This is a genomic window from Variovorax sp. OAS795 (assembly GCF_040546685.1).
Classification (GTDB): domain Bacteria; phylum Pseudomonadota; class Gammaproteobacteria; order Burkholderiales; family Burkholderiaceae_C; genus Variovorax.
This window is the reverse complement of record NZ_JBEPOH010000001.1, coordinates 3,714,715-3,735,592: the sequence shown is the minus strand read 5'-3', so window position 1 is coordinate 3,735,592 and position 20,878 is coordinate 3,714,715. Positions and strand designations below refer to the sequence as shown.

Here is a 20,878-nt window from a genome sequence, read left to right as displayed (position 1 = left end):
AGTGAACAACGGGCCTTCGGGCCCGTTCGGCGTTGCGGCGCAGCCCGAATCACTCCCGCGTCAGCGCAAAGCTCTTGCGGATGCCGCCCGTGGCCGAAGGCGCCACCCACAGATCGAACTCGCCGGGTTCCACCGTCGGCTTCATGTCGCGGCCGATGAACCGCAGGTCTTCGGCTGCAAGCGTGAACTCGACCACCTGCGATGCGCCGGGCGCGATGCGCACCTTGCGGAAATTCTTGAGCTCGCGCACGGGGCGCGTCACGCTCGCAGCGCGTTCGGCCACATAGAGCTGCACCACTTCCTCGGCCTCGCGCCGGCCGGTGTTGGTGACCGTGGCGCGCACGCGCAGCGTGCCGCCGAGCGGCAACCGGTCCTGGCTCGTCTCCACGCCGTCGTAGCGCACCGGCGCATAGCCGATGCCGTAGCCGAAGGGGTAGAGCGCCTGGTTCGTGGTGTCGACATAACGGGTCTTGAAGGCCATCGCCTGGTCGTTGTCGGGCAGCGGCCGGCCGGTGCGCTTCTGCCCATAGTAGAAGGGCACCTGGCCCGAGGTTTGCGGAAAACTCACCGGCAGCCGGCCGGAAGGATTGAAGTCGCCGAACACCACGTCGGCGATGGCACTGCCCGTCTGCACGCCCAGGAACCAGGTGACCAGGATGGCGTCGGCGTTGCGCACTGCGCCCCTGAGCGCCATGGCGCGGCCATTGCTCAGCAGCACGACCACGGGCTTGCCGGTGGCGGCCACGGCTTCGGCCAGGTCCTGCTGGGCCTGGGGAATGCCGATGTCGGTGCGCGAGCGCGCCTCGCCGGACATGAGCTGGCCCTCGCCGATGGCGAGCACCACCACGTCGGCATCGCGCGCGGCTGCCACCGCGGCCTCGATGCCGCCGGCCAGCGGCGCATCGATGCCCGAGCCGCGCACCACCGCCAACGCCGCGGGATCGCGCAGCGCGGCGCGCAAGCCGTCTTCGATGCCGACGGGCGCCGTCTGGCCGGGGAACAGGCTCCAGGCGCCGAGCAGGTCCTGCGTTCCCGACGCGAAGGGCCCGATCAGCGCGATCTTCTTGCCGGACCGGGGCAGCGGCAGCACCGCGCGCTCGTTCTTCAGCATCACGATGGCGCGGCGGGCGTCCTCGCGCGCAAGGGCGATGTGCTCGGGGTTCTCGGCGCGGGCCTGGGCCGGTGCGGCTTCGAGTCCTCGAAGCGGCTGGTCGAACAGGCCGAGCTTCTGCTTGACCCACAGCACGCGGCGCACTGCATCGTCCAGGCGCGCCATCGGCACTTCGCCCGCGGCCACGAGTTCGGGCAGGTAGCGCATGTACAGGCCGCTCTGCATGCTCACGTCGGTGCCGGCCAGGAACGATTGCCTGGCGGCCTCGCGTCCGTTGGCCGCGTAGCCGTGCGCGATCAGTTCCTCGTCGGCGGTGTAGTCGGACACCACGAAGCCCTTGAACTTCCATTCGTCGCGCAGCACGCCCGTCAGGAGCGCAGGGTTGGCGATCGACGGAATGCCCGATATCTCGTTGAAGGCGCTCATGATCGACAGCGCCCCCGCATCCAGTGCGGCGCGGAACGGCGGCAGGTACACCTGGCGCAGCGTGCGCTCGGAGATGTCGGTGGCCGCGTAGTCGAGCCCGCCTTCCGCGGCGCCATAGGCCGCGAAGTGCTTGGGCGTGGCCAGCAGCGAGTCGCCGCGTGAAAGGTCGCTGCCCTGGAAGCCGCGCACCCGTGCCGCCGCGAACAGGTTGGCCAGGTACACGTCTTCGCCCGCGCCCTCGATGCCGCGTCCCCAGCGCGCATCGCGCGCAATGTCCACCATCGGCGCGAAGGTCCAGCGAAAGCCATCGGCGCTGGCTTCCACCGCCGCCGCGCGCGCGGTGCGCTCGGCAAGCTCGGGCTCCCAGCTCGCGGCTTCCGCCAGCGGCATGGGGAAGATGGTGCGAAAGCCGTGGATCACGTCGGCGCCGTAGAGCAGCGGAATGCCCAGGCGCGATTCGCGCACGGCCACCTCCTGCAGCACGCGCTTGCGTTCCAGTCCCTGGTTGTTGAACAGGCCGGTGAGCCGGCCGGCGCGCACATCGTCGATCTCCTGCTGCCCGTTGCGCTGGGCGGCCTGCGGATTGCCGGGGATGTCGGTGTCGGCGGGGCCGTAGAGACTGAGCTGGCCCACCTTCTCCTCGACCGTCATGCGGGCGATGAGCGAATCGATACGGGCGTCCGCGCCCTGGTTCTCCGCGGGGGTGGGAGGGGCTGCGTGGGAAACGGGGGAGAGGAAACAGGCCAGGCCCAGCAGGGCCGCCATGGCGGGGATTCGAACGTGCATGGCCCGCCATTCTCACGCCAAAGCGGTTCGGGGCCGTTCGGCGGGGCTTTGGCGCTGTTACATCCGGTTCGGCGGGAGCAGGCTTTTTCGTCCCGCGATTGCCTCAGTTGGATGCCCGCATCAACGCGCAGGCACAACCGCTGTTGGCCGCCGGCGCAACACCAGCCAGCCGAACAGCGGTGCAGTGATGTACATCACCACCGAGTAGATGGCCGCGGGCAGCGCGAGCTGGAAGCTCCCCAGCACGCTCACCGCGATGAAGATGGCCAGGGTGGAGTTGTGGATGCCGATCTCATAGCTGATGGCCGTGGCCAGCGGCTTGTCGAGGCCCGCGGCGCGGCTCAGGTAGTAGCCGGCCAACAGGCTCACGAGGTTGAACATCAGCACCGGCAGGCCGATCTCGGCGAAGGTGGCGGTGATGTTCTTCCACTCGTTCGCGATGGCCAGCACGGTGACCACCGCGAGCACCGCGGCACTGAAGATCTTGGTCGGCTTTTCCATGCGCGCCGCGAAGCCGGGCCTGCGCGAGGCCACGAACATGCCGATGGCCACGGGCACCAGCACGATGGCGATCACCTCCACCAGCTTGCGCGTCTGCAGCGGCACCACCTGGCCGCCCTGCGCGAAATGCCCGATGGCCCAGTTCGCGATGAGCGGCAGCGTGACGATCGAGAGCAGCGTGTTGACCGCCGTGAGTGAGATGTTCATGGCGACGTTGCCGCCGAACAGGTGCGAGAACAAATTGGCCGAGATACCGCCCGGCGATGCCGCGAGCAGCATCAGTCCGATCGCGAACACCGGCGAGAGACCGAAGCCGACGATGATGGCGTAGCAGGCCAGCGGCAGTCCGACGACCTGCAGCGCGAGCGCGATGGTCACCGCCTTGGGGTGCTTGAAGAGACGCCGGAAGTCGGCGAGCGAAAGCGAAAGCCCGAGCCCGAACATCACGAGCGCCAGCGCGCCGAACAGGAAGCGGGTCACGATGAGCGTAGCGTCCATGCCTTGTTGTCTCCTCTATCTGCTTGTTCTAAAAAAATGGCTGCCCGCACCTGTCGCGCAGGCGCTGGCAGCCGTGGAAACCGGGAATCGGCGCGTCTTATTGCTTGTAGCTGTCGTCGATGCGGTCGAGCTTGCGGATGAGCGAAGGCCAGACGAACTGGCCGCCCAGGCCGCCGGTCTGCACCTTCATGGCCTGGCCCACGCCTTCGACGATCTGCGGGTTCACGTGCGTGAGTTCGCTGCCGCCCGACTGCGCGGCAATCTGGATCTGGCAGGTGGTCTCGAAGACGTACATCGACAGGAAAGCGTCCGAGATGGTCTTGCCGCAGGTGAGCAGGCCGTGGTTGCGCAGCATGAGGTAGTTGGCGCTGCCCATGTCGGCCTGCAGGCGCGGTTTCTCGTCGTCGCGGAAGGCCACGCCCTCGTAGTCGTGGTAGGCCAGCGAGGCCAGCACGAAGGTCGATTGCTGGCTGATCGGCAGCACGCCGTTCTTCTGCGCGCTCACGGCAATGCCGGCCTTGGTGTGGGTGTGCAGCACGCACTGGATGTCTTCGCGCGCGGCATGCACCGCGCTGTGGATCACGAAGCCGGCGGGGTTCACGGGGTAAGGCGACTCGATGATCTTGTTGCACTGCTGGTCGACCTTCACCAGGCTCGACGCGGTGATCTCGTCGAACATGAGCCCGTAGGGGTTGATGAGGAAGTGGTGCTCGGGGCCGGGAATGCGCGCGCTGATGTGGGTGAACACCAGGTCGCTCCAGCCGTAGAGCGCCACCAGCCGGTAGCAGGCCGCAAGGTCGACGCGCAGCTGCCATTCTTCGGCGGACACGAGTTTCTGGATTTCGGGTTGGGAGGCTGCGTTCATGGTGAGTGGGTCCTTGTGGGTGTTCAGGCGGCCGCCGGTTCTTTCATCGCGGCCTTGTAGATGCTCTCTTTCGGCTCGGCCATCAGGCGTTGCAGCATCGGCGCGAACTCGCTGATGGGCAGCGTCTCGGCCTTGGGGTCGAAGGCGGGGTTGTCGTACAGCGCGCAGAACTCGGCCGTGCGCTCGTAGTGCGGATGGCTCTTGAAGTTGTCGCGCATGTCGCGGTCCAGCCCGATGTGGTGGAAGAAGTAGTGGCCCTGGAAGATGCCGTGGTGCTGCACCATCCAGTGGTTGGCCTCGCTCACGAAGGGCTTGAGAATGGCCGCGGCAATGTCCGGGTGGTTGAAGCTGCCGAGCGTGTCGCCGATGTCGTGCAGCAGCGCGCACACCACGTACTCCTCATCGCGGCCGTCGCGCAGTGCGCGTGTCGCGGTCTGCAGCGAATGGGTGTAGCGGTCGACCGGAAAGCCGCCGTAATCGCCTTCGAGGATCTGCAGGTGCCTGATCACGCGGGCCGGCAGGCCGCCGGCAAATTGCCTGAACTCGCCGCCGATCAGTTGCCAGTCTTCGCGCGTGCTCTCCTGCATGCTCTTGAAACTTGCCCGTTCGCTCATCGTGTCGTCTCCGTGTTCTTGTGGGATGGCGGCCACTGTAGACCTGTGCTTGACGTTGAACTGTCAAGAATTTGACAATGCAGGACTCTGGTAAACCCCGCCCCCCACGACCATTCGCCCCGCCATGCCCGCTCCCAAGCTGCGTCTTTCCGCCCCGCACCGCGCCGCGATGGAGCGCAATCCATGGTTCACGAGCATGCCGCGCGCGCAGCGCGATGCGCTGGTCGGTGCGGCCGAAGTCATTCACCTGCGGCGCGGCGCCATGGTGTTTCGCCAAGGCGATCCGGTGCACGCGGCGGGCGGCGGGTTCTACGGACTCGCGGCGGGCACCATCAAGATCTCGTCGCTGCGGCAGGACGGGCGCGAAGCCATTCTTGCGGTGCTCGAGCCCGGCAACTGGTTCGGCGAGATCACGCTGATCGACGGCTCGCCGCGCACGCACGATGCGACCGCGCTCGAGTCGCTCGACCTGTTGGTGGTGCCGCGCGAAGCCTTTGCACAGCAGATGCGCGACGTGGTCTTTGCGAACGCCATCGCCGCCATGCTCGCGGCGCGCGTGCGCATGCTCTACGGCCTGACCGAGGACGCCACGCTGCGCAGCCTGCGTGCGCGCGTGGCGCACCGGCTGCTGGTGCTCGCGCGCGGGGACGCCACGCAGTCCGTCCACCTGCGCCGCACGCTGAAGCTGCCGCAGGAGGCGCTGGCCATGATGCTCGGCGTCACGCGGCAGACGCTCTCGAAGGAACTCAACGCGCTCGCGCGCGACGCCGTCATTTCGCTGGGCTACGGGCGCATCGACCTGTTGTCGGTCGATGCGCTGCACGCGCTGGTCGGAAGCGGATGAAGCTCAGCGCAGCACGCGTCCGTCGGCCGAGATGCTGATGAGGTCGATGTTCCTCGAAGCATCGCGAAGCCCCGGGCGCAGGTTGACGCGAAAGCCGCCCACGTCGTAGTCGGTCATGGCGGTCATCACGCGCTGCAGGCTCGAGGTCGTGAAGCCTCGCCCGGCGCGGCGCACGGCTTCGCCCACCACCTTGGCCGCGATGTAGCCCTCCAGGCCTTCGTACGACGGTGTCTGGTCCGAGGTGTCCACCGCGGCGCGGTATTCCTTGACGATGGGAATGGCCGAGGGCCGTGGCGAGGGCACCACCTGCGAGATCACGATGCCGCCGATGTCCTTGCCCAGCTCCGCATAGAGCGGGTCGATGCCCACGATCGAGAAGGCCATGAAGCTGCCGGCATAGCCGCTCTTGCGCAGCTTGCGGATCGCATTGGCCGTGGTGCCCGAGAGCGACACCAGCACGATGGCCTGGGGCGTCTGCTGCTGCACCGTCTTGAGCGCCGCATCGAGCTTGTCGCCGCCGCCGACGGGCACCATGGCGGTGGCCACCAGCGCGGGCAGCTTGAGTTCGGTGATGGCCTGCTGCACGGCGGCGAGGCCGGCGCGGCCCATGGCGTCGTCGTCGCCCACCAGCGCGACGCGCGTCTGCCCCACGGTCGCGCACTGGCGCACGATCTTCAGGGCCTCGTCGATCATGCCGGGACGCACGTGGAACACGTTGGGATGGCTCGCCTCGCGCAGCGTGTCGGCGGCGGCGAAGGGCGCGAACAGCAGGTTGCCTTGCTGCGCCGCCACGGTCGCCGCGGCGGCGCTGCTCGCGGTGCCCACGAAGCCGAACAGCATGTCGGCCTTGTCGGCACCCAGCAGGGTGCGGGCATTGGCTGCGGCGCGGGCCGCGTCGTAGCCGTCGTCGAGCTGCAGCAGCTTGAGCTGGAGCCCGCTCGCGGCATTGCGCTCGTTGAAGTCGCCCACCGCGAGCCGGCTGCCCGCGGCAAAGGCCAGCCCGATCTCGCTGGCCGCGCCGGTCAGGGGCACCGACTGGCCCAGCAGCACGACCCGTGCGCCTGCTGCAATCTTGGCGGATTGCGCGAGCGCCGAAAGAGGAAGACCGCCGCCTGCGCCCAGCAGCATTGCGCCGCACGCAGTCATTACTTTCCGCCGAGAGCTATTCATGTGCCACCCTTCATACAAATTAGTAAAAAAGTGTAGCAAGTTCGATGCCCGCGGGAAAGGCGGGTTTGCGCGACTTTCAGTCGGGCGGCAGCACCAGGGGCCCGCAGTTCTCGTCGGCCACGAACACCGCCAGCAGCCTGGCGTGGCGAGCGGGATCGGGGTTCTCCGCAAAGAGGTGCAGCGTGCGCGGCGGCTCGAAGAAGGTCTCGCCAGTCTTGTAGGTGCCCACCGGGCCGCCGCCGAGCTGGGAGCGGATCGTGCCTTCGAGAATGACCGCGGTCACCGAGCCCGGATGCCGATGGGCGGGCGAGTAGGCCAGCGGCGGAAAGTCGACGAGCACCGTGGTCACCGATTTGCCCGGCACGTTCGGCAAGGCTTCGCAAGAAAGCACCCGGGACGACACCGCGGGCCTCGCCTCGGCGCCCGAGCCCGCGGGCGTTGGCGCGGACGAGAACATCGGCCGTGCCACGCTGCTGCAGACGTCGGCCAGCCACTGCGCCGCCTCCTGCCGGTCCCCGTGGGGCATCAGCGCCCAGCCGGCAGCCAGCGCGAGCGACAGGGCCGCAAGCCCGGCACCGAACGCGCCGCGGCGAAGCGGTGGCGCCTTCACGATGCCGCTCCCTGGCGCTGGCGCAGCCGCAGCGAAGGATGCCAGCCGAGTTCGCGCCTCGCCTTCGCGCTGCTGACGTCGGGACTGTCTTCGGCGATGTTGAAGATCCCCCCTTGGGAATGCTTCAGTGCCAGCACCGCCGCCCAGGCCGCGGCTTCCACGTGGACCGGGCATGTGCCCCGAGGCCCGCTGTGGGGTGTTCCCGGGCCGTAGAACTGGCCGTAGCGCAGCACCGTGCCCGCGAGGCCCGGCGTGGCGAGCACGCTGCTTTCCAGCGCCGCCACGCCGTCCACGCTGACGCGGCGGGTGCCTTCCGCCTCGAGGTCGAGCGGATGCGCCTCGACATGGGGCAGCGGGCCGGGCGCGTACAACCACGCGATGCTCTGTGCTACCAGCCGGCGGGTGCCGGCCGCGAGCGACGCGGCCACGAGGTTGCGTGTGCCTTCGGTGCGCACGCTGGCGTTGCGGTGGGCGGCATCGGCCATGAGCGCTGGATCGAGATCCCGCGGCAGGTCGGTGAGCTGGTGGATGACGGCGGCCGGCGCAATGCGCACCAGTGCCGCGCGCAGGGCCTCGGCGTCGAACACGTCGACGATGACCGGCCGTGCGCCGTGCGCCTCGAGCGCATGCGCGCGCTCGGCGCGCCGGGTGCTGCCGTAGACCGTGTATCCCGCCTCGACCAGCAGCGGCACCAGCGCCTTGCCGATCGCGCCGGAAGCACCCGCCACGAATATCTTCTCGCTCATTTGCATGTCCTTTTCTCTTCCTGGCCTGTTCGACCGGGTCCAGCTTAGGTTCTCCATGCCCCACCTCAAAGAGCCAAGATTCGCCAAAATGAGCAGGCCATGATCGAAGCGAAGAATTCTTCTGCCGCCCTGCTCGGGATCGACCGCGCGGCCTCCGCGCCGCTGTACCGGCAGGTCTACGAGCGCTTCAGGGCGGCCATCGAAACGGGTGTGCTTCGCCCGGGTGACCGCGTGGCGTCCGCCCGCAACCTGGCGAGCGAACTGGGCGTGGCGCGCGGCACCATCGAGACGGCCTACAACCAGCTCGCAGGTGAAGGCTATTTCTCGCCGCAAGGCCAGGCAGGCACGGTGGTTTCGCCCTCGCTCCCTGTGCGGCGGCCGGCGCGGCGCGGGCCTCAAAGAGGCGGGCCGGACCCCAGCGCCGGGCAGGCACTTGCCGAGCCCGCTGCGCCGCCGCCCCTGCAGCTGGGCATCCCGGCGCTCGATGCCTTTCCGCGCAAGCTCTGGGCGCGCCTGGCTGCGCGGCGCGCCCGAGCCACAAGCGCGGCCGACATGTTCTATGGCGACCCCTCCGGCCATCCGGCGTTGCGCACGGCCATCGCCGCCTACCTGCGCGTCTCCCGCGGCGTACCGTGCCAGCCGTCGCAGGTCGTCGTGACCGGCGGCTATCGCGCTTCGCTCGCGCTCGTCTCGCACACGCTGCTCGCGAAGGACGACCGCGTGTGGGTGGAAGACCCGGGCTACATGCCCACGCACGAGGTGCTGCGCAGCGCCGGCCAGCGCCCCGTGCCGGTGCCGGTCGACCCGCAAGGCATGGACGTGGCGCGCGGCCTGCGCAAGGCGGCAGACGCCAGGATGGCCGTCGTCACGCCGTCGCACCAGGCGCCGCTGGGGGTCTCGATGTCGCTCGCTCGACGGCTGCAATTGCTCGACTGGGCCTCCGAGGCCAAGGCCTGGATCATTGAGGACGACTACGACGGCGAGTACCGCTACGCCGGCGCGCCGCTGCCCGCACTCAAGAGCCTCGACGGGCACGATCGCGTGCTGTATGCCGGCAGCTTCTCGAAGGTGCTGTTCCCCGGCCTGGCGCTGGGCTACCTGGTGGTGCCCGACGCATTGCGCGATGCCTTCGGCGTTGCCGCCGGCACCTGGTCCAACGGAAGCCCGCAGATCACGCAAGCGGTGGTGGCCGACTTCATGCGCGAAGGCCATTTCTCCCGCCACCTGAAGAAGATGCGGCTCCTCTATGCACGCCGTCGGGGCATGCTCGCAGCCGCATTGCGCAAGGCCTTCGGCGACGGCGTGCGCATCGACCTGCAAAGCGGCGGCATGCACCTGATCGCACGCTTCGCGCAGCGCCGGGAAAGCGACGAGGAGCTGGCCCGCCGCGCGCAATGCGCGGGCCTGAACTGCCAGCCGCTGTCCAGGCGAGGCACGGCGGCTTTCGATGACGAGGGGCTGCTGATGGGCTTCACCAACGTTGCTTCGGCCGCAGAGGCGCAGCAGCTTGCGGCGCGATTGCGCACGGCGCTGGGTCGCGGACCCTGAACAGGAAGGTCGCGGTTCAGGCGCGCTGGAACACCAGGTCCCAGACCCCGTGGCCCAGCTTCAGGCCACGGTTCTCGAACTTGGTCAGCGGCCGGTAGGCGGGCTTGGGGGCGTAGCCTTCGGCCGTGTTGCGCAGCAGCGGTTCGGCCGACAGCACCTCGAGCATCTGCTCGGCATAGGGCTGCCAGTCGGTCGCGCAATGGATGTAGCCGCCCGGGCGCAGGTGCTCGGCCAGCTTCTTCACGAACCCGGGCTGGATCAGCCGGCGCTTGTTGTGGCGCTTCTTGTGCCACGGGTCGGGAAAGAACACATGCACGCCGGCCAGCGAATCGGGCTGCAGCATGTGGTCGAGCACGTCGACCGCATCGTGCGCGCAGATGCGGATGTTGGTGATCGATTGTTCGCCGATGCGCTTGAGCAGCGCGCCCACGCCGGGCTCGTGCACTTCGCAGCAGAGAAAGTGGGTCTCGGGCATCACCGTGGCGATGTGGGCGGTGGCCTCGCCCATGCCGAAGCCGATCTCGAGCACCGTGGGCGCAACGCGGCCGCCGAAGGCTGCCGTCAGGTCGAGCGGCTCGGGCCGGTAGGGAATGAGGAACAGCGGGCCGAGTTCGGCAAAGGCGCGCGCCTGGCCGTCGGTGGTGCGGCCCGCGCGCTTCACGAAGCTCTTGAGGCGGCGGTGCAGCGGATGCGGCTTGTTGTCGTCGTCGCCCGCGTTGTCGTCGCTGGGGGGGAGGTCGTGGGGCACGGTGTCGGAAGAGGTCATTACGGCCGCGAATTGTAGAGATGGCCCCATTCGGGCACCCAGCCGGCCAATGCGACGGCGCAGGTGCTCCCCTGCGCAGGGCCCAGGCCGAGTACGCGCGCGGCGGCGTCGAGAGACGCGAGTGCGGCCGCAGGCGTGGCGGTGTCGATGGCGGTCGCGCCGTTCTGCTTGGAGAGCTTGTCGCCGTCCGCGCCACGCACCAGCGGCGTGTGCAGGTAGCTGGGTGTGGGCAGGTCGAGCGCGCGCTGCAAGAGGACCTGGCGCGCGGTGTTGTCGGCCAGGTCTTCGCCGCGGACCACGTCGGTCACGCCTTGCTCGGCATCGTCGACCACCACCGCGAGCTGGTAGGCCCAGGGGCCGTCGGCGCGGCGCAGCACGAAGTCGCCGACCTCGCGGCTGACATGCTGGCACTGGCGGCCCAGGCGGCGGTCGGTCCAGCAGAGCTCGCCGCGCGGCAACGCTGGCTGGGTGGATTCGAACTTCTCGGCGGCAAAGCGCCATGCCCGCGCGGGCTTGCCGTGCAGGCCGTTGCGGCAGGTGCCTGGATAGACCCGTTCGCCATGGCGGGTGTGCGGCCGGCCCAGGCGAGCCAGCGCGTCGTCGATGTCCTTGCGCGAACAGCCGCAGGGGTAGGCGAGGCCGAGCGTTTGCAGCCTGGCGAGTGCAGCCTCGTAGCGCTCGGTGCGCGTTGTCTGCCATACCGGCGTTTCATCGGGCAGCAGGCTGCACTCGGCCAGTTGCCTGAGGATGTGCTCGCCCATGCCGGGCAGGCAACGTTCGGTATCGGCGTCCTCGATGCGGATCAGCCAGCGCGCCTTGGGGCCGCGGGCGCGCACGTCGAGCCAGCTCGCAAGCGCCGCCACCAGCGAGCCGGCATGCAGCGGGCCGGTGGGGGAGGGGGCGAAGCGGCCGGTCTCCCGCATCCCTTGTCGGATTTCAGGCCGCTGCCAGCGCCAGCGACAGGCCCGAAAGAAACGCGTCTTCCACCCGGTGCCCGGTGCACCAGTCGCCGGCCACGCCGATGCGTGCCTTGGCGTCCCAGAGATGGCTCTTGCCGACGGGGACCTGGGTCTGGGCTTCGGTCCAGCAGCGTGCCTGGGCGTGCGTGGGCGCGGCATGGATGCCGGTGATCTCGGCGAAGGCGCGCAGCAGCTTGGCCTCGACGCGTGCGGCATCGTCGCGCAGGTGTTCCTGCGACCAGGCGGCGCTGGCCTGCAGCGTCCAGCGCTCGACGCGCTCACGGCCCGGCTTGGACGACTCGCGTGCGAGCCACGCCACGCGGTGGTGCGTGCTGCGCGCCGCATTCCATTGCGGGCCCAGGTGCGACATGGTGGGCTGGTTGGCCTGGGGGAAGGCGATCATCAGCGTCCAGCAGGGCGCGATGCGCACCGGTTCGATCTTCTGGCTGATGGCTGCGGACAGCTTGCCATCGCCAAGCAGTGCGCGCGTGCGCGAAGGCGGTACCGCCAGCAGAACGCCGTCGAAGCCCGAGTACACGTGCTGCGAATCGTCCTCGCCCGCGGTGCGCAGCTGCCAGCGCCTGGCATCGAGCGCATCGGGTTCGATCTGCGTGACCTGCGTGTTGGGAACGAGGCTGGCGCCGAGCGGCGCGGCCCAGTGGCCTACCAGCGCATCCATGCCGGGCTGGGCCACCCAGTGCGATTCGCGGCCGGGCAGGGCGGCCTCGGCCACGCGGCCGTGGGCATCGAGCACGCGCACGAGGTTGGCGCTCCAGGGGCGGCAGAGATTGGGCGTGGCTTCCAGCGCCAGCGCAAAGCGGGGATCGCGCACGGTGAAGTACTGCGCGCCGCTGTCGAAGCGGCCGAAGGCGGTGTCGACGCTCGCCATGCGCCCACCGGGGGCGGCTTCGCGTTCGAACACCGTGACCTTGTGGCCGGCCTGCACCAGCGTGCGGGCGCAGGCCACGCCGGCAATGCCGGCGCCGACGATGGCGTAGTGGCGCGGGGCGGCGGGGCTTCGGTGGCGGTCGGCCTTTGCCTTCTTTGCAGTTGCGCGAGTGGTCATGGGGGACTCTTTTCTTGTGTACGGGGAAACGGGTGGATGTGACAGGACTCTACAACGGTCTGCGCAGGGTGCTTCCGGGCGGTGGGCGTTCAGCGGCCCCGATGCCGCTCCAGCAGCGCGCGGCGCGTGGCCTCGTGCTCGAATTGCGCGAGCCACCATTCGAGCGCGCGGCCGGGCCCGCCGGCGCTGCGCACGCGCCATGCGCAGTGCATGGTCGCGAGCGGCGGAAGCCGTTCGGTCTTGCGTTCGACCAGGTGCCCGGCCTCGATGTACGGGCGCGCCATGGGCTCGGGCAGAAAGCCGCCGCCCAGGCCGTGCAGCTGCGCGTTCAGCTTGGCGTGCATGCTGGGGACCGTGAGCACGTCCTGTCCGCCGACGAGGTTGACCGTCATGCTCGGCCCGCTGCGTACCGAGTCGGCAGCGGCCACCGCACGGTGCTGGCGCAGCACCGCATCGGTCAACGGCTCGGGCAGGCGCGCGAGCGGATGGTGCGGCGCCACCGCATAGACGAAGCACAGTTCGCCGATCGGCCGGCTGCGGATGCCCGTGGCGGTGAAGGCCAGGCTCGCCGCATCGAGCACCGCGCCAATGGCCAGGTCGGCCTCGCCGCTGGTCAGCGCCTCGATGGTGCCGAGCAGCGTCTCGTCGCGCAGCTTGAGCCGCGTGGGCGGGTCGAGCGCGAAGAAGGCGGTGGCCAGGTCGAGCAGCGGATCGCGCGCGATCACGCTGTCGACCGCGATGGTGAGCATCGGCTCCCAGCCGGTGGCCACGCGCTTCACGCGGTTGGCCACCGCATCGATCTCGCCCAGGAGCCGCGCCGACTCGCGCAGCAGCTCGGCGCCGGCTTCGGTGATGCGGGCCTGCCGCGTGCTGCGGTCGAACAGCAGCACGTCGAGCGCGTCCTCGATCTGTCGCACGCGGTAGCTGAGCGCGCTGGGCACCAGGTTGAGTTCGCGGGCGGCGCCTGCAAAGCTGCCGGTGCTGGCCACGGTCTGCAGCATGGCGAGGGCGTCGGGGGTGAGTACGTCTCTGGCGCTGGGCATGTGGATTGCGCGATCGAATGATCAAAAAATTTGAATGATGCCATCAAAACCCGGCGCTTTTGCAGCCGGGGCGGGGGCCTAAAGTTCTTCACATCCGCTGCGCATCCGGCGCGGCATACGAAGAAGGCCCGGGCATCCCCTCGGGGGCAGGGCCAAGGAGATCGACGATGTTGCAAGTCCGTAAATCACAGGAACGCGGTTATGCCGACCATGGCTGGCTGCGCTCGTTCCACAGCTTTTCCTTTGCCGGCTACTACGACCCGGCCTACATGGGTTTCGGCAACCTGCGGGTCATCAACGAAGACCGCGTGGCCGCCGGCGCCGGCTTCGGCACCCATGGCCACAAGGACATGGAAATCATCAGCTATGTTCTCTCGGGCGAACTGGCGCACAAGGACAGCATGGGCAACGTGGAATCCATTCCGCCGGGCGACGTGCAGCGGATGAGCGCGGGCCGCGGCGTGATGCACAGCGAGTTCAACCATAAGGCCGACGAGACCACGCACTTCCTGCAGATCTGGATCCAGCCCAACGTGCGCGGCATTGCGCCGGGCTACGAGCAGAAGCAATTCAGCGACGCTGAGAAGCGCGGCAAGCTGCGCCTGGTGGCCTCGCCGGACGGCGCCGACGGTTCGGTGACCGTGCATGCCGATGCGCGCCTGTTCGCGGGCTTGCTCGACGGCGACGAGAAGGCCAGCCTGGCGCTCGACCCGGCGCGCAAGAGCTACGTGCACCTGGTGCGCGGCGAGCTCGAAGTCAATGGCCAGAAGCTCGCGGGCGGTGACGCCGCGATGCTCGAAGGCGAATCGCAGCTCACGCTGGCTGCCGGCAAGGACGCCGAAGTGCTGGTGTTCGACCTGGCCGCCTGATCCACCGCCGGGTGCCTTGTGCACCCGGCATTCTTGTGCCTTTCATTTCATCAACCGAGGAGTTTTTCAACCATGGCAAATACCACCACCCACCCCTTCAACGCAGCCCAGGACGCCCTGGCGCTGGTCGGTCGAATCCTGATCGCCACGCTGTTCATTCCGGCCGGCTTCGGCAAGCTGATGGGCTTCGCGGGCACGGTCGGCTACATCACCAAGGCAACGGGCCTGCCGCTGCCCGAAGTGGGGGCCGCGATCGCGATCATTGTCGAACTGGGCCTGGGCATTGCGCTGCTGGTGGGCTTCAAGACGCGCTGGACGGCGCTGATCATGGCGGTCTTCACGGTTGCCACGGCCCTGTTCTTCCACAAGTTCTGGGTCGACGCGACGCAAAATATCCAGTTCTTCAAGAACATGTCCATCGCCGGTGGCCTGCTCGCCTTCGCCGCTTTCGGCCCCGGCCGCTTCAGCATCGACAAGCGCTGATGCCGAACCTCGACACAAGGAGTTCCCCAACATGGCAAACATCGTCGTCGTCTTCCATTCCGGCTACGGCCACACCCAGCGCATTGCGCAAGCCGTGGCGGAGTCGGCCGGCGCGCAGCTGCTCGCCATTGACGCCGATGGCAACCTGCCCGAAGGCGGCTGGGAGACGCTGGCCGCGGCCGACGCGATCGTCTTCGGCTCGCCGACCTACATGGGCGGCGTGAGCTGGCAGTTCAAGAAATTCGCCGATGCCTCGTCCAAGGTCTGGTACACGCAGGGCTGGAAGGACAAGCTCTTTGCGGGCTTCACCAACAGCGCCACCATGAACGGCGACAAGGTCGCGACCATGGCCTACCTGTGGACGCTTGCGATGCAGCACAGCGGCCTCTGGGTCAGCATGGGCATCCTGCCGACCAACAACAAGGCGGCCACGCGCGATTCGATGAACTACGTTGGCGGGTACGGCGGCCTGCTGACGCAATCGCCTTCGGACGCGAGCCCGGCCGAGATGTTCAAGGGCGACTTCGACACCGCGCGGGCGTTCGGCGAGCGCATCGCCGAGGTGGCAAGATCGCGAGCCTAGAACCCATCCATACCCGGAGCGCACGATGACCGACCCCACCGCACAGACCCAACTGCTTCAGCCGCACGACAAGGACCTGGGCGGTGGCTTCAAGGTCAGGCGCCTGCTGCCCGCGGCACAGCGCCGTTCGGTGGGTCCCTTCGTCTTCTTCGACCACTTCGGGCCCGCCACCGAGCAGCCCGGCACCGAGCACGACGTGCGCCCGCACCCGCACATCGGCCTTTCCACCGTCACCTATCTTTTCGAGGGCGCGATGATGCATCGCGACAGCCTCGGCAGCGTGCAGGAGATCCTGCCCGGCGCCATCAACTGGATGACCGCGGGCCGCGGCATCGTGCACTCCGAGCGCAAGCCCGACCGCCTCAAGGCCGACACCTACGTGAACCACGGCCTGCAGCTCTGGGCCGCCTTGCCCCAGGTGCACGAAGAGATCGCGCCGAGCTTCGAACACACGCCCGCCGTCGATATTCCCGAACTGGTGGAGCAGGGCGTGGCAGTGCGCGTGCTGGTGGGCGAGGCGTTCGGCAAGCGCTCGCCGGTCAAGACGCTCTCGCAGACCCTCTACCTCGATATTGCGCTGCCCGCGGGTGGGCGGTTCGAACTGCCGCCGCTGGCGCCCGAACTCGCCGTCTACGCGGTGGATGCCGACGCCAGCGTCGGCGGCGAGCCGATCCCCGCGCACACCATGGCGTTGCTTCCCGACGGCCAGGGCGCGGTGCTCGCTTCAACCACCGCGGTGCGCCTGATGGTGATCGGCGGCGAGCCGCTCGACGGGCCGCGCTACATCACCTGGAACTTCGTCTCCAGCCGGCGCGACCGCATTCTGGAAGCCGGGTCCGACTGGGCCGCCCAGCGCATGGGCCATGTGCCGGGCGAGACCGAATTCATTCCGCTGCCGGGCAAGCCTTTTGGCGTGCGCGAGCCGGACGTGGGCACCACGCCGGTCTGATCTCCAGGGCTCCGGGCCGGCAAGCCGCCGGCTATTTCTTCAGGCCGCGACCCAGGTCGATGTCTTCCGAAGCGCGCGCGCTGGCATCGGCCGCGCGTGCGGTCAGGTCGGGCGCCAGCGCGCGCCGGCCGTCGAACACGAAGCAGTCGCCGTGGTAGTGCGCACCGCCGACCTCTTCGAAGTATTTCAGGATGCCCCCTTCGAGCTGCAGCACGTTCTCGACGCCCTCTTCGCGCATCAGGATGGCCGCCTTCTCGCAGCGGATGCCGCCGGTGCAGAAGCTCACCACCGTCTTGCCCGCAAAATCGGCGCGATGCGCTTTCAATGCGGGCGGGAACTCGGTGAACTTGCTGATGCGCCAGTCGATCGCGCCGTCGAAGCTGCCTTCGTCGACCTCGAAGTCGTTGCGCGTGTCCAGCAGCGCAATCTCGCGGCCCGCATCGTCGTGGCCCTGGTCGAGCCAGCGCTTCAGCGTGGGGGCGTCCACGCCCGGCGCCCGTCCGGCGGACGGCTGGATGGCCGGGTGGTCCATGCGGATGATCTCGCGCTTGAGCTTCACCAGCATGCGGCGGAAGGGCTGCGCGGCGGACCAGCTTTCCTTGGTTTCGAGGTCGGCAAAGCGCGCATCGGCACGCAGTCTCGCCAGGAAGCCGTGAAGGGCGTCGGGCAGGCCCGCCAGGAACAGGTTGATGCCCTCGGGCGCGAGCAGGATCGTGCCCATGAGGCCCAGGGCCTGGGCGCGCTCGCGCAGGTCTTCACGCAGCACGGGGCCGTCGTCGATGGCCACGAATTTGTAGGCCGCAATATTCAAAATCTCTTGCACGGGGCGCAATTGTAGGGATCGCCAACCCACATCGTGGAGTGCCGGTTTCTACAATAGGCAGATGTTTGTCCACCTGCGCCTGCACACCGAATTTTCCGTCGTCGACGGCACCAACCGAATCGACGAAGTGGTCAGGGCGGCCGCTGCCGACAAGCAGCCGGCACTCGCCATCACCGACCTGAACAACCTGTTCGGCGCGGTCAAGTTCTACAAGGAGGGGCGAGGCAAGGGCGTCAAGCCGGTCATCGGCGCCGAGATTTTCATCGAAGGGCTGGGCAAGGAGCCCGGCGTGCTCTCCCGCATCGTGCTGCTGGTGCAGAACACCGAGGGCTATCTCCACCTGTCCGAACTGCTGGCGCGGGCCTGGACGCAGAACGTGGGCCGGGGCCAGTCGCAAGCTGCCTGCAAGCTCGAATGGCTCCAGGAGCTGCAGGGCGGACTGATTGCGCTCTCGGGCGCACAGGCGGGCCCGCTGGGCGCGCCGCTGTTGCAGGGGCAGGAAGAACGCGCCGCCGAACTGGCGCTGCAGCTGGCGGGCATGTTCCCGCACCGCTTCTACATCGAACTGCAGCGCGCGGGCCGCCCCGAGGACGAGCCGCATGTGGTTGCCGCCGTGAAGCTCGCGGCGCGGTTGCGCCTGCCGGTGGTCGCCACGCATCCGGTGCAGTTTGCCGAGCGCCAGGACTACGAGGCGCATGAGGCCCGCGTCTGCATCTCGGAAGGCGAGATCCTGGGCAACCCGCGCCGCGTGCGCAAGTTCACCGAGGAGCAGTATTTCAAGTCGAGCGCCGAGATGGAGGCGCTTTTTGCCGACGTGCCGAGCGCGCTCGCCAACACGGTCGAGATCGCCAAGCGCTGCAACCTGACGCTGGTGCTCGGCAAGCCGCAGCTGCCCGACTTTCCAACGCCTTTCATCAGCGAAGGCGTGCGGATGCCGATCGACGAGTTTTTCCGCCAGGAGTCGTTTGAAGGTCTGGAAGCGCGTCTTGCGCATCTTTACCCCGACGCCGCAAAGCGCGATGCCGAGCGCCCGCGCTACGTGGAACGGCTGGAGTTCGAGATCAACACCATCTTGAACATGGGGTTCCCGGGCTACTTCCTGATCGTGGGCGACTTCATCAAGTGGGCCAAGAACAACGGCTGTCCGGTCGGCCCGGGCCGGGGTTCGGGCGCGGGATCGCTGGTGGCCTATGCGCTGAAGATCACCGACCTGGATCCGCTCGAATACAAGCTGCTGTTCGAACGATTCCTGAACCCCGAGCGCGTCTCGATGCCCGACTTCGACATCGACTTCTGCCAGGGCAATCGCGACCGCGTGATCGACTACGTGAAGGACAAGTACGGCCGCGATGCGGTGAGCCAGATTGCCACCTTCGGAACCATGGCCGCGCGCGCCGCCATCCGCGACGTGGGCCGCGTGCTGGACATGAGCTACATGTTCTGCGACGGCATCAGCAAGCTCATTCCCAATAAGCCGGGCCAGCCCGTCACGATCCAGTACCCGCCCAATCCGAAGGTGGAGGGCGACAAGAACAACTACGCCATCGAGATGGAGCCGCAGCTTGCGGCGCGCATCGAGAAGGAAGAAGAAGTGCGCATGCTGGTCGAGCTGGCGCAAAAGCTCGAAGGCATGACGCGCAACATCGGCATGCACGCGGGCGGGGTGCTGATTGCGCCGGGCAAGCTCACCGATTTTTGCCCGCTCTACCAGCAGCCCGGCAGCGACTCGGCCGTGAGCCAGTACGACAAGGATGACGTGGAGGCCATCGGCCTCGTGAAGTTCGACTTTCTGGGGCTGGCCACGCTCACCATCCTCGAGATTGCGAAAGACTTCATCGTCAAGCGCCACAAGGGCCAGGAGAACTTCGCGTACGAGAACATCAGGCTCGACGACCGCGAGACCTACAAGCTGTTTTCCGAAGGCAAGACGGAAGCGGTGTTCCAGTTTGAAAGCCGCGGCATGCAGGGCATGCTGAAGGACGCGAGGCCCACGCGCCTGGAGGACCTGATTGCGCTCAACGCGCTGTACCGTCCGGGCCCGATGGACCTGATCCCGAGCTTCGTGGCGCGCAAGCACGGCCGCGAAGAGGTGGAGTATCCGCACCCGGCCGTGGCCGAGATGCTGTCGGAAACCTACGGGATCATGGTCTACCAGGAGCAGGTGATGCAGACCGCGCAGATCCTGGGAGGCTACTCGCTTGGCGGCGCCGACCTGCTGCGCCGCGCCATGGGCAAGAAAAAGCTCGAGGAGATGGCCGAGCACCGCGAGAAATTCCGTGCGGGCGCACTCGCGACACACGGCATTCCGCAGGACAAGGCCGACGAGATCTTCGACCTGATGGAGAAGTTCGCGGGCTACGGCTTCAACAAGTCGCACGCCGCCGCGTATTCGCTGCTGGCGTACCACACGGGTTGGCTCAAGGTCCACTACACGGCCGAGTTCTTCTGCGCCAACATGACCGTGGAAATGGACGACACCGACAAGCTCAAGGTGTTGTTCGAGGACGCGCAGAAAAACTTCGGCATCACCTTCGAGCCGCCGGACGTGAACCGAGGCAACTACCGTTTCGAGCCCGTCACGGACAAGGTGATCCGCTACGGCCTGGGGGCCGTCAAGGGCACGGGCCAGTTCGCGGTAGAGGCCATCGTGCGCGCGCGCGAGGAGGGCGGTCCGTTCAAGAGCCTGTTCGATTTCTGCGTGCGCATCGACCGCCAGCGCATCAACAAGCGCACGGTCGAGGCGCTCATCAAGGCCGGCGCTTTCGACGCGATCCAGCAGAACCGCGCCTCGCTCATCGCCTCGGTCGACCGCGCCTTCGAGTTCGCGTCGGCCACCGAGGCCAATGCGGCGCAGGTCGACATCTTCGGCGACAGCGAGCATGGCTCGGCCACGCAGGAGCCCGAGCTGGTCGACGCCACGCCCTGGGGCGTGAAAGAGCGGCTCACCTACGAGAAGACAGCCGTGGGCTTCTACCTCTCGGGCCACCTGTTCGACGAGGTGGCGCACGAGGTGCGGCGCTTCTGCAAGCGCGAGATCGGCGACCTGATGGACTCGCGCGACCAGCAGGTGATCGCGGGCATCGTGAGCGACTTCCGCGTGATCAACGGCCAGCGCGGGCGCCTCGCGATCTTCAAGCTGGACGACAAGTCCGATTCGATCGACGCCACGGCCGACGAGGCGCTGATCAACGCGAACCGCAACACCCTGAAGGACGACGAACTGGTGATCGTGAGCGGCCGGCTGCAGCCGGGGCGCGGCGGTTTCGAGGCGCGCTTCCAGGTGCAGCAGGTGTGGGACCTGGCCACGGCGCGATGCCGCTTCGGCAAGTTCCTGCGGGTGGCCGTGAACGGCAAGGCGCCGGACATCGCGCGGCTGGTGAAAGACTTTCCTCCGCGCACCGAGCAGAGCGAACACGGCGACCTGGTGCAGGGGCTGCCGGTGCGGCTCTCGATGGCGCGCGGCGGTGCGCAGGTCGAGCTGCAGTTGGGCGAGCGCGCCAGGTTCTTCCCGACCGACGCCGCGCTCGCGAGCTGGACCGCGCAGGCGGAAGCCGGAAAGGCCTCGGTCATCTACGAATGAGCGGCGAGGCGGCCGGGCGCGCGTAGCGCCTGGCCGGC

19 protein-coding genes are annotated in these 20,878 nt (G+C 68.1%); 7 read left to right on the top strand and 12 right to left on the bottom strand.

All coding sequences use genetic code 11. The features are described 5' to 3' along the window. Positions 1-49 precede the first annotated feature (49 nt). The 4 genes from bglX to ABID97_RS18060 form a co-directional block, all read right to left on the bottom strand. Positions 50-2,323, bottom strand: coding sequence for a beta-glucosidase BglX (gene bglX / locus ABID97_RS18075; protein WP_354399791.1), 2,274 nt, complete (start codon positions 2,321-2,323; stop codon positions 50-52). A gap of 120 nt (positions 2,324-2,443) precedes the next feature. Further along, positions 2,444-3,322: a bile acid:sodium symporter family protein gene (locus ABID97_RS18070; RefSeq protein WP_354399790.1), complete on the bottom strand. Its 879-nt coding sequence runs from the start codon at positions 3,320-3,322 to the stop codon at positions 2,444-2,446. Positions 3,323-3,419: 97 nt separating this feature from the next. Continuing rightward, complete coding sequence (locus tag ABID97_RS18065; RefSeq protein WP_354399789.1) at positions 3,420-4,187, bottom strand: class II aldolase/adducin family protein; 768 nt, start codon at positions 4,185-4,187, stop codon at positions 3,420-3,422. 23 nt (positions 4,188-4,210) lie between these two features. Beyond that, positions 4,211-4,801, bottom strand: coding sequence for an HD domain-containing protein (locus ABID97_RS18060; RefSeq protein WP_354399788.1), 591 nt, complete (start codon positions 4,799-4,801; stop codon positions 4,211-4,213). A gap of 124 nt (positions 4,802-4,925) precedes the next feature. Here ABID97_RS18060 and ABID97_RS18055 point away from each other — a divergent pair, with 124 nt between their 5' ends. Beyond that, on the top strand, positions 4,926-5,645 hold the full coding sequence (locus tag ABID97_RS18055) for a Crp/Fnr family transcriptional regulator (RefSeq protein WP_354399787.1): 720 nt from the start codon (positions 4,926-4,928) through the stop codon (positions 5,643-5,645). Between the two features lie 3 nt (positions 5,646-5,648). On the opposite strand, the gene ABID97_RS18050 is transcribed toward ABID97_RS18055, so the two are convergent. From ABID97_RS18050 to ABID97_RS18040, 3 genes are all read right to left on the bottom strand, one after another. Beyond that, positions 5,649-6,815: an ABC transporter substrate-binding protein gene (locus ABID97_RS18050; RefSeq protein ID WP_354399786.1), complete on the bottom strand. Its 1,167-nt coding sequence runs from the start codon at positions 6,813-6,815 to the stop codon at positions 5,649-5,651. 76 nt (positions 6,816-6,891) lie between these two features. Next, positions 6,892-7,425 (bottom strand): cupin domain-containing protein, encoded by a 534-nt coding sequence (locus ABID97_RS18045; RefSeq protein WP_354399785.1) that lies wholly within the window; start codon positions 7,423-7,425, stop codon positions 6,892-6,894. Then, positions 7,422-8,171 carry an NAD-dependent epimerase/dehydratase family protein gene (locus ABID97_RS18040; RefSeq protein ID WP_354399784.1) on the bottom strand — a complete coding sequence of 250 codons (750 nt, stop codon included), beginning with the start codon at positions 8,169-8,171 and terminating at the stop codon, positions 7,422-7,424. Before ABID97_RS18040 ends, ABID97_RS18045 begins: the two co-directional genes overlap by 4 nt. Before the next feature lie 99 nt (positions 8,172-8,270). Between ABID97_RS18040 and pdxR the strand changes: the two genes are divergently transcribed. Beyond that, positions 8,271-9,719, top strand: a complete 1,449-nt coding sequence (pdxR, locus tag ABID97_RS18035; protein ID WP_354399783.1) for a MocR-like pyridoxine biosynthesis transcription factor PdxR — start codon at positions 8,271-8,273, stop codon at positions 9,717-9,719. Positions 9,720-9,735: 16 nt separating this feature from the next. On the opposite strand, the gene trmB is transcribed toward pdxR, so the two are convergent. The 4 genes from trmB to ABID97_RS18015 all read right to left on the bottom strand — a co-directional run bounded on the left by trmB (position 9,736) and on the right by ABID97_RS18015 (position 13,553). Continuing rightward, a complete protein-coding gene (trmB, locus tag ABID97_RS18030) occupies positions 9,736-10,485 on the bottom strand; it encodes a tRNA (guanosine(46)-N7)-methyltransferase TrmB (RefSeq protein ID WP_354399782.1) in 750 nt (249 codons plus the stop codon). Beyond that, the gene (gene gluQRS, locus ABID97_RS18025; RefSeq protein WP_354399781.1) at positions 10,485-11,408 is read right to left on the bottom strand and encodes a tRNA glutamyl-Q(34) synthetase GluQRS; all 924 of its coding nucleotides are present in this window, start codon (positions 11,406-11,408) and stop codon (positions 10,485-10,487) included. The genes trmB and gluQRS overlap by 1 nt, the downstream gene beginning before the upstream one ends. Positions 11,409-11,421: 13 nt before the next feature. Continuing rightward, positions 11,422-12,510 carry an NAD(P)/FAD-dependent oxidoreductase gene (locus ABID97_RS18020; protein ID WP_354399780.1) on the bottom strand — a complete coding sequence of 363 codons (1,089 nt, stop codon included), beginning with the start codon at positions 12,508-12,510 and terminating at the stop codon, positions 11,422-11,424. Positions 12,511-12,599: 89 nt separating this feature from the next. Continuing rightward, positions 12,600-13,553 (bottom strand): LysR family transcriptional regulator, encoded by a 954-nt coding sequence (locus ABID97_RS18015; protein ID WP_354399779.1) that lies wholly within the window; start codon positions 13,551-13,553, stop codon positions 12,600-12,602. A 167-nt stretch (positions 13,554-13,720) separates the two neighbouring features. Here ABID97_RS18015 and ABID97_RS18010 point away from each other — a divergent pair, with 167 nt between their 5' ends. The 4 genes from ABID97_RS18010 to ABID97_RS17995 all read left to right on the top strand — a co-directional run bounded on the left by ABID97_RS18010 (position 13,721) and on the right by ABID97_RS17995 (position 16,437). Next, a complete protein-coding gene (locus ABID97_RS18010) occupies positions 13,721-14,422 on the top strand; it encodes a pirin family protein (protein ID WP_354399778.1) in 702 nt (233 codons plus the stop codon). Between the two features lie 72 nt (positions 14,423-14,494). Next, positions 14,495-14,905: a DoxX family protein gene (locus ABID97_RS18005; RefSeq protein WP_354399777.1), complete on the top strand. Its 411-nt coding sequence runs from the start codon at positions 14,495-14,497 to the stop codon at positions 14,903-14,905. A 31-nt stretch (positions 14,906-14,936) separates the two neighbouring features. Beyond that, complete coding sequence (locus ABID97_RS18000; protein ID WP_354399776.1) at positions 14,937-15,488, top strand: flavodoxin family protein; 552 nt, start codon at positions 14,937-14,939, stop codon at positions 15,486-15,488. Between the two features lie 25 nt (positions 15,489-15,513). After that, positions 15,514-16,437, top strand: a complete 924-nt coding sequence (locus ABID97_RS17995; RefSeq protein WP_354399775.1) for a pirin family protein — start codon at positions 15,514-15,516, stop codon at positions 16,435-16,437. A 31-nt stretch (positions 16,438-16,468) separates the two neighbouring features. Here ABID97_RS17995 and ABID97_RS17990 read toward each other — a convergent pair whose 3' ends face one another. After that, entirely contained in the window at positions 16,469-17,260 is a 792-nt protein-coding gene (locus ABID97_RS17990) for a sulfurtransferase (RefSeq protein ID WP_354399774.1), read from the bottom strand. A 61-nt stretch (positions 17,261-17,321) separates the two neighbouring features. Between ABID97_RS17990 and dnaE the strand changes: the two genes are divergently transcribed. After that, positions 17,322-20,840: a DNA polymerase III subunit alpha gene (gene dnaE, locus ABID97_RS17985; RefSeq protein ID WP_354399773.1), complete on the top strand. Its 3,519-nt coding sequence runs from the start codon at positions 17,322-17,324 to the stop codon at positions 20,838-20,840. Positions 20,841-20,878: the final 38 nt, after the last annotated feature.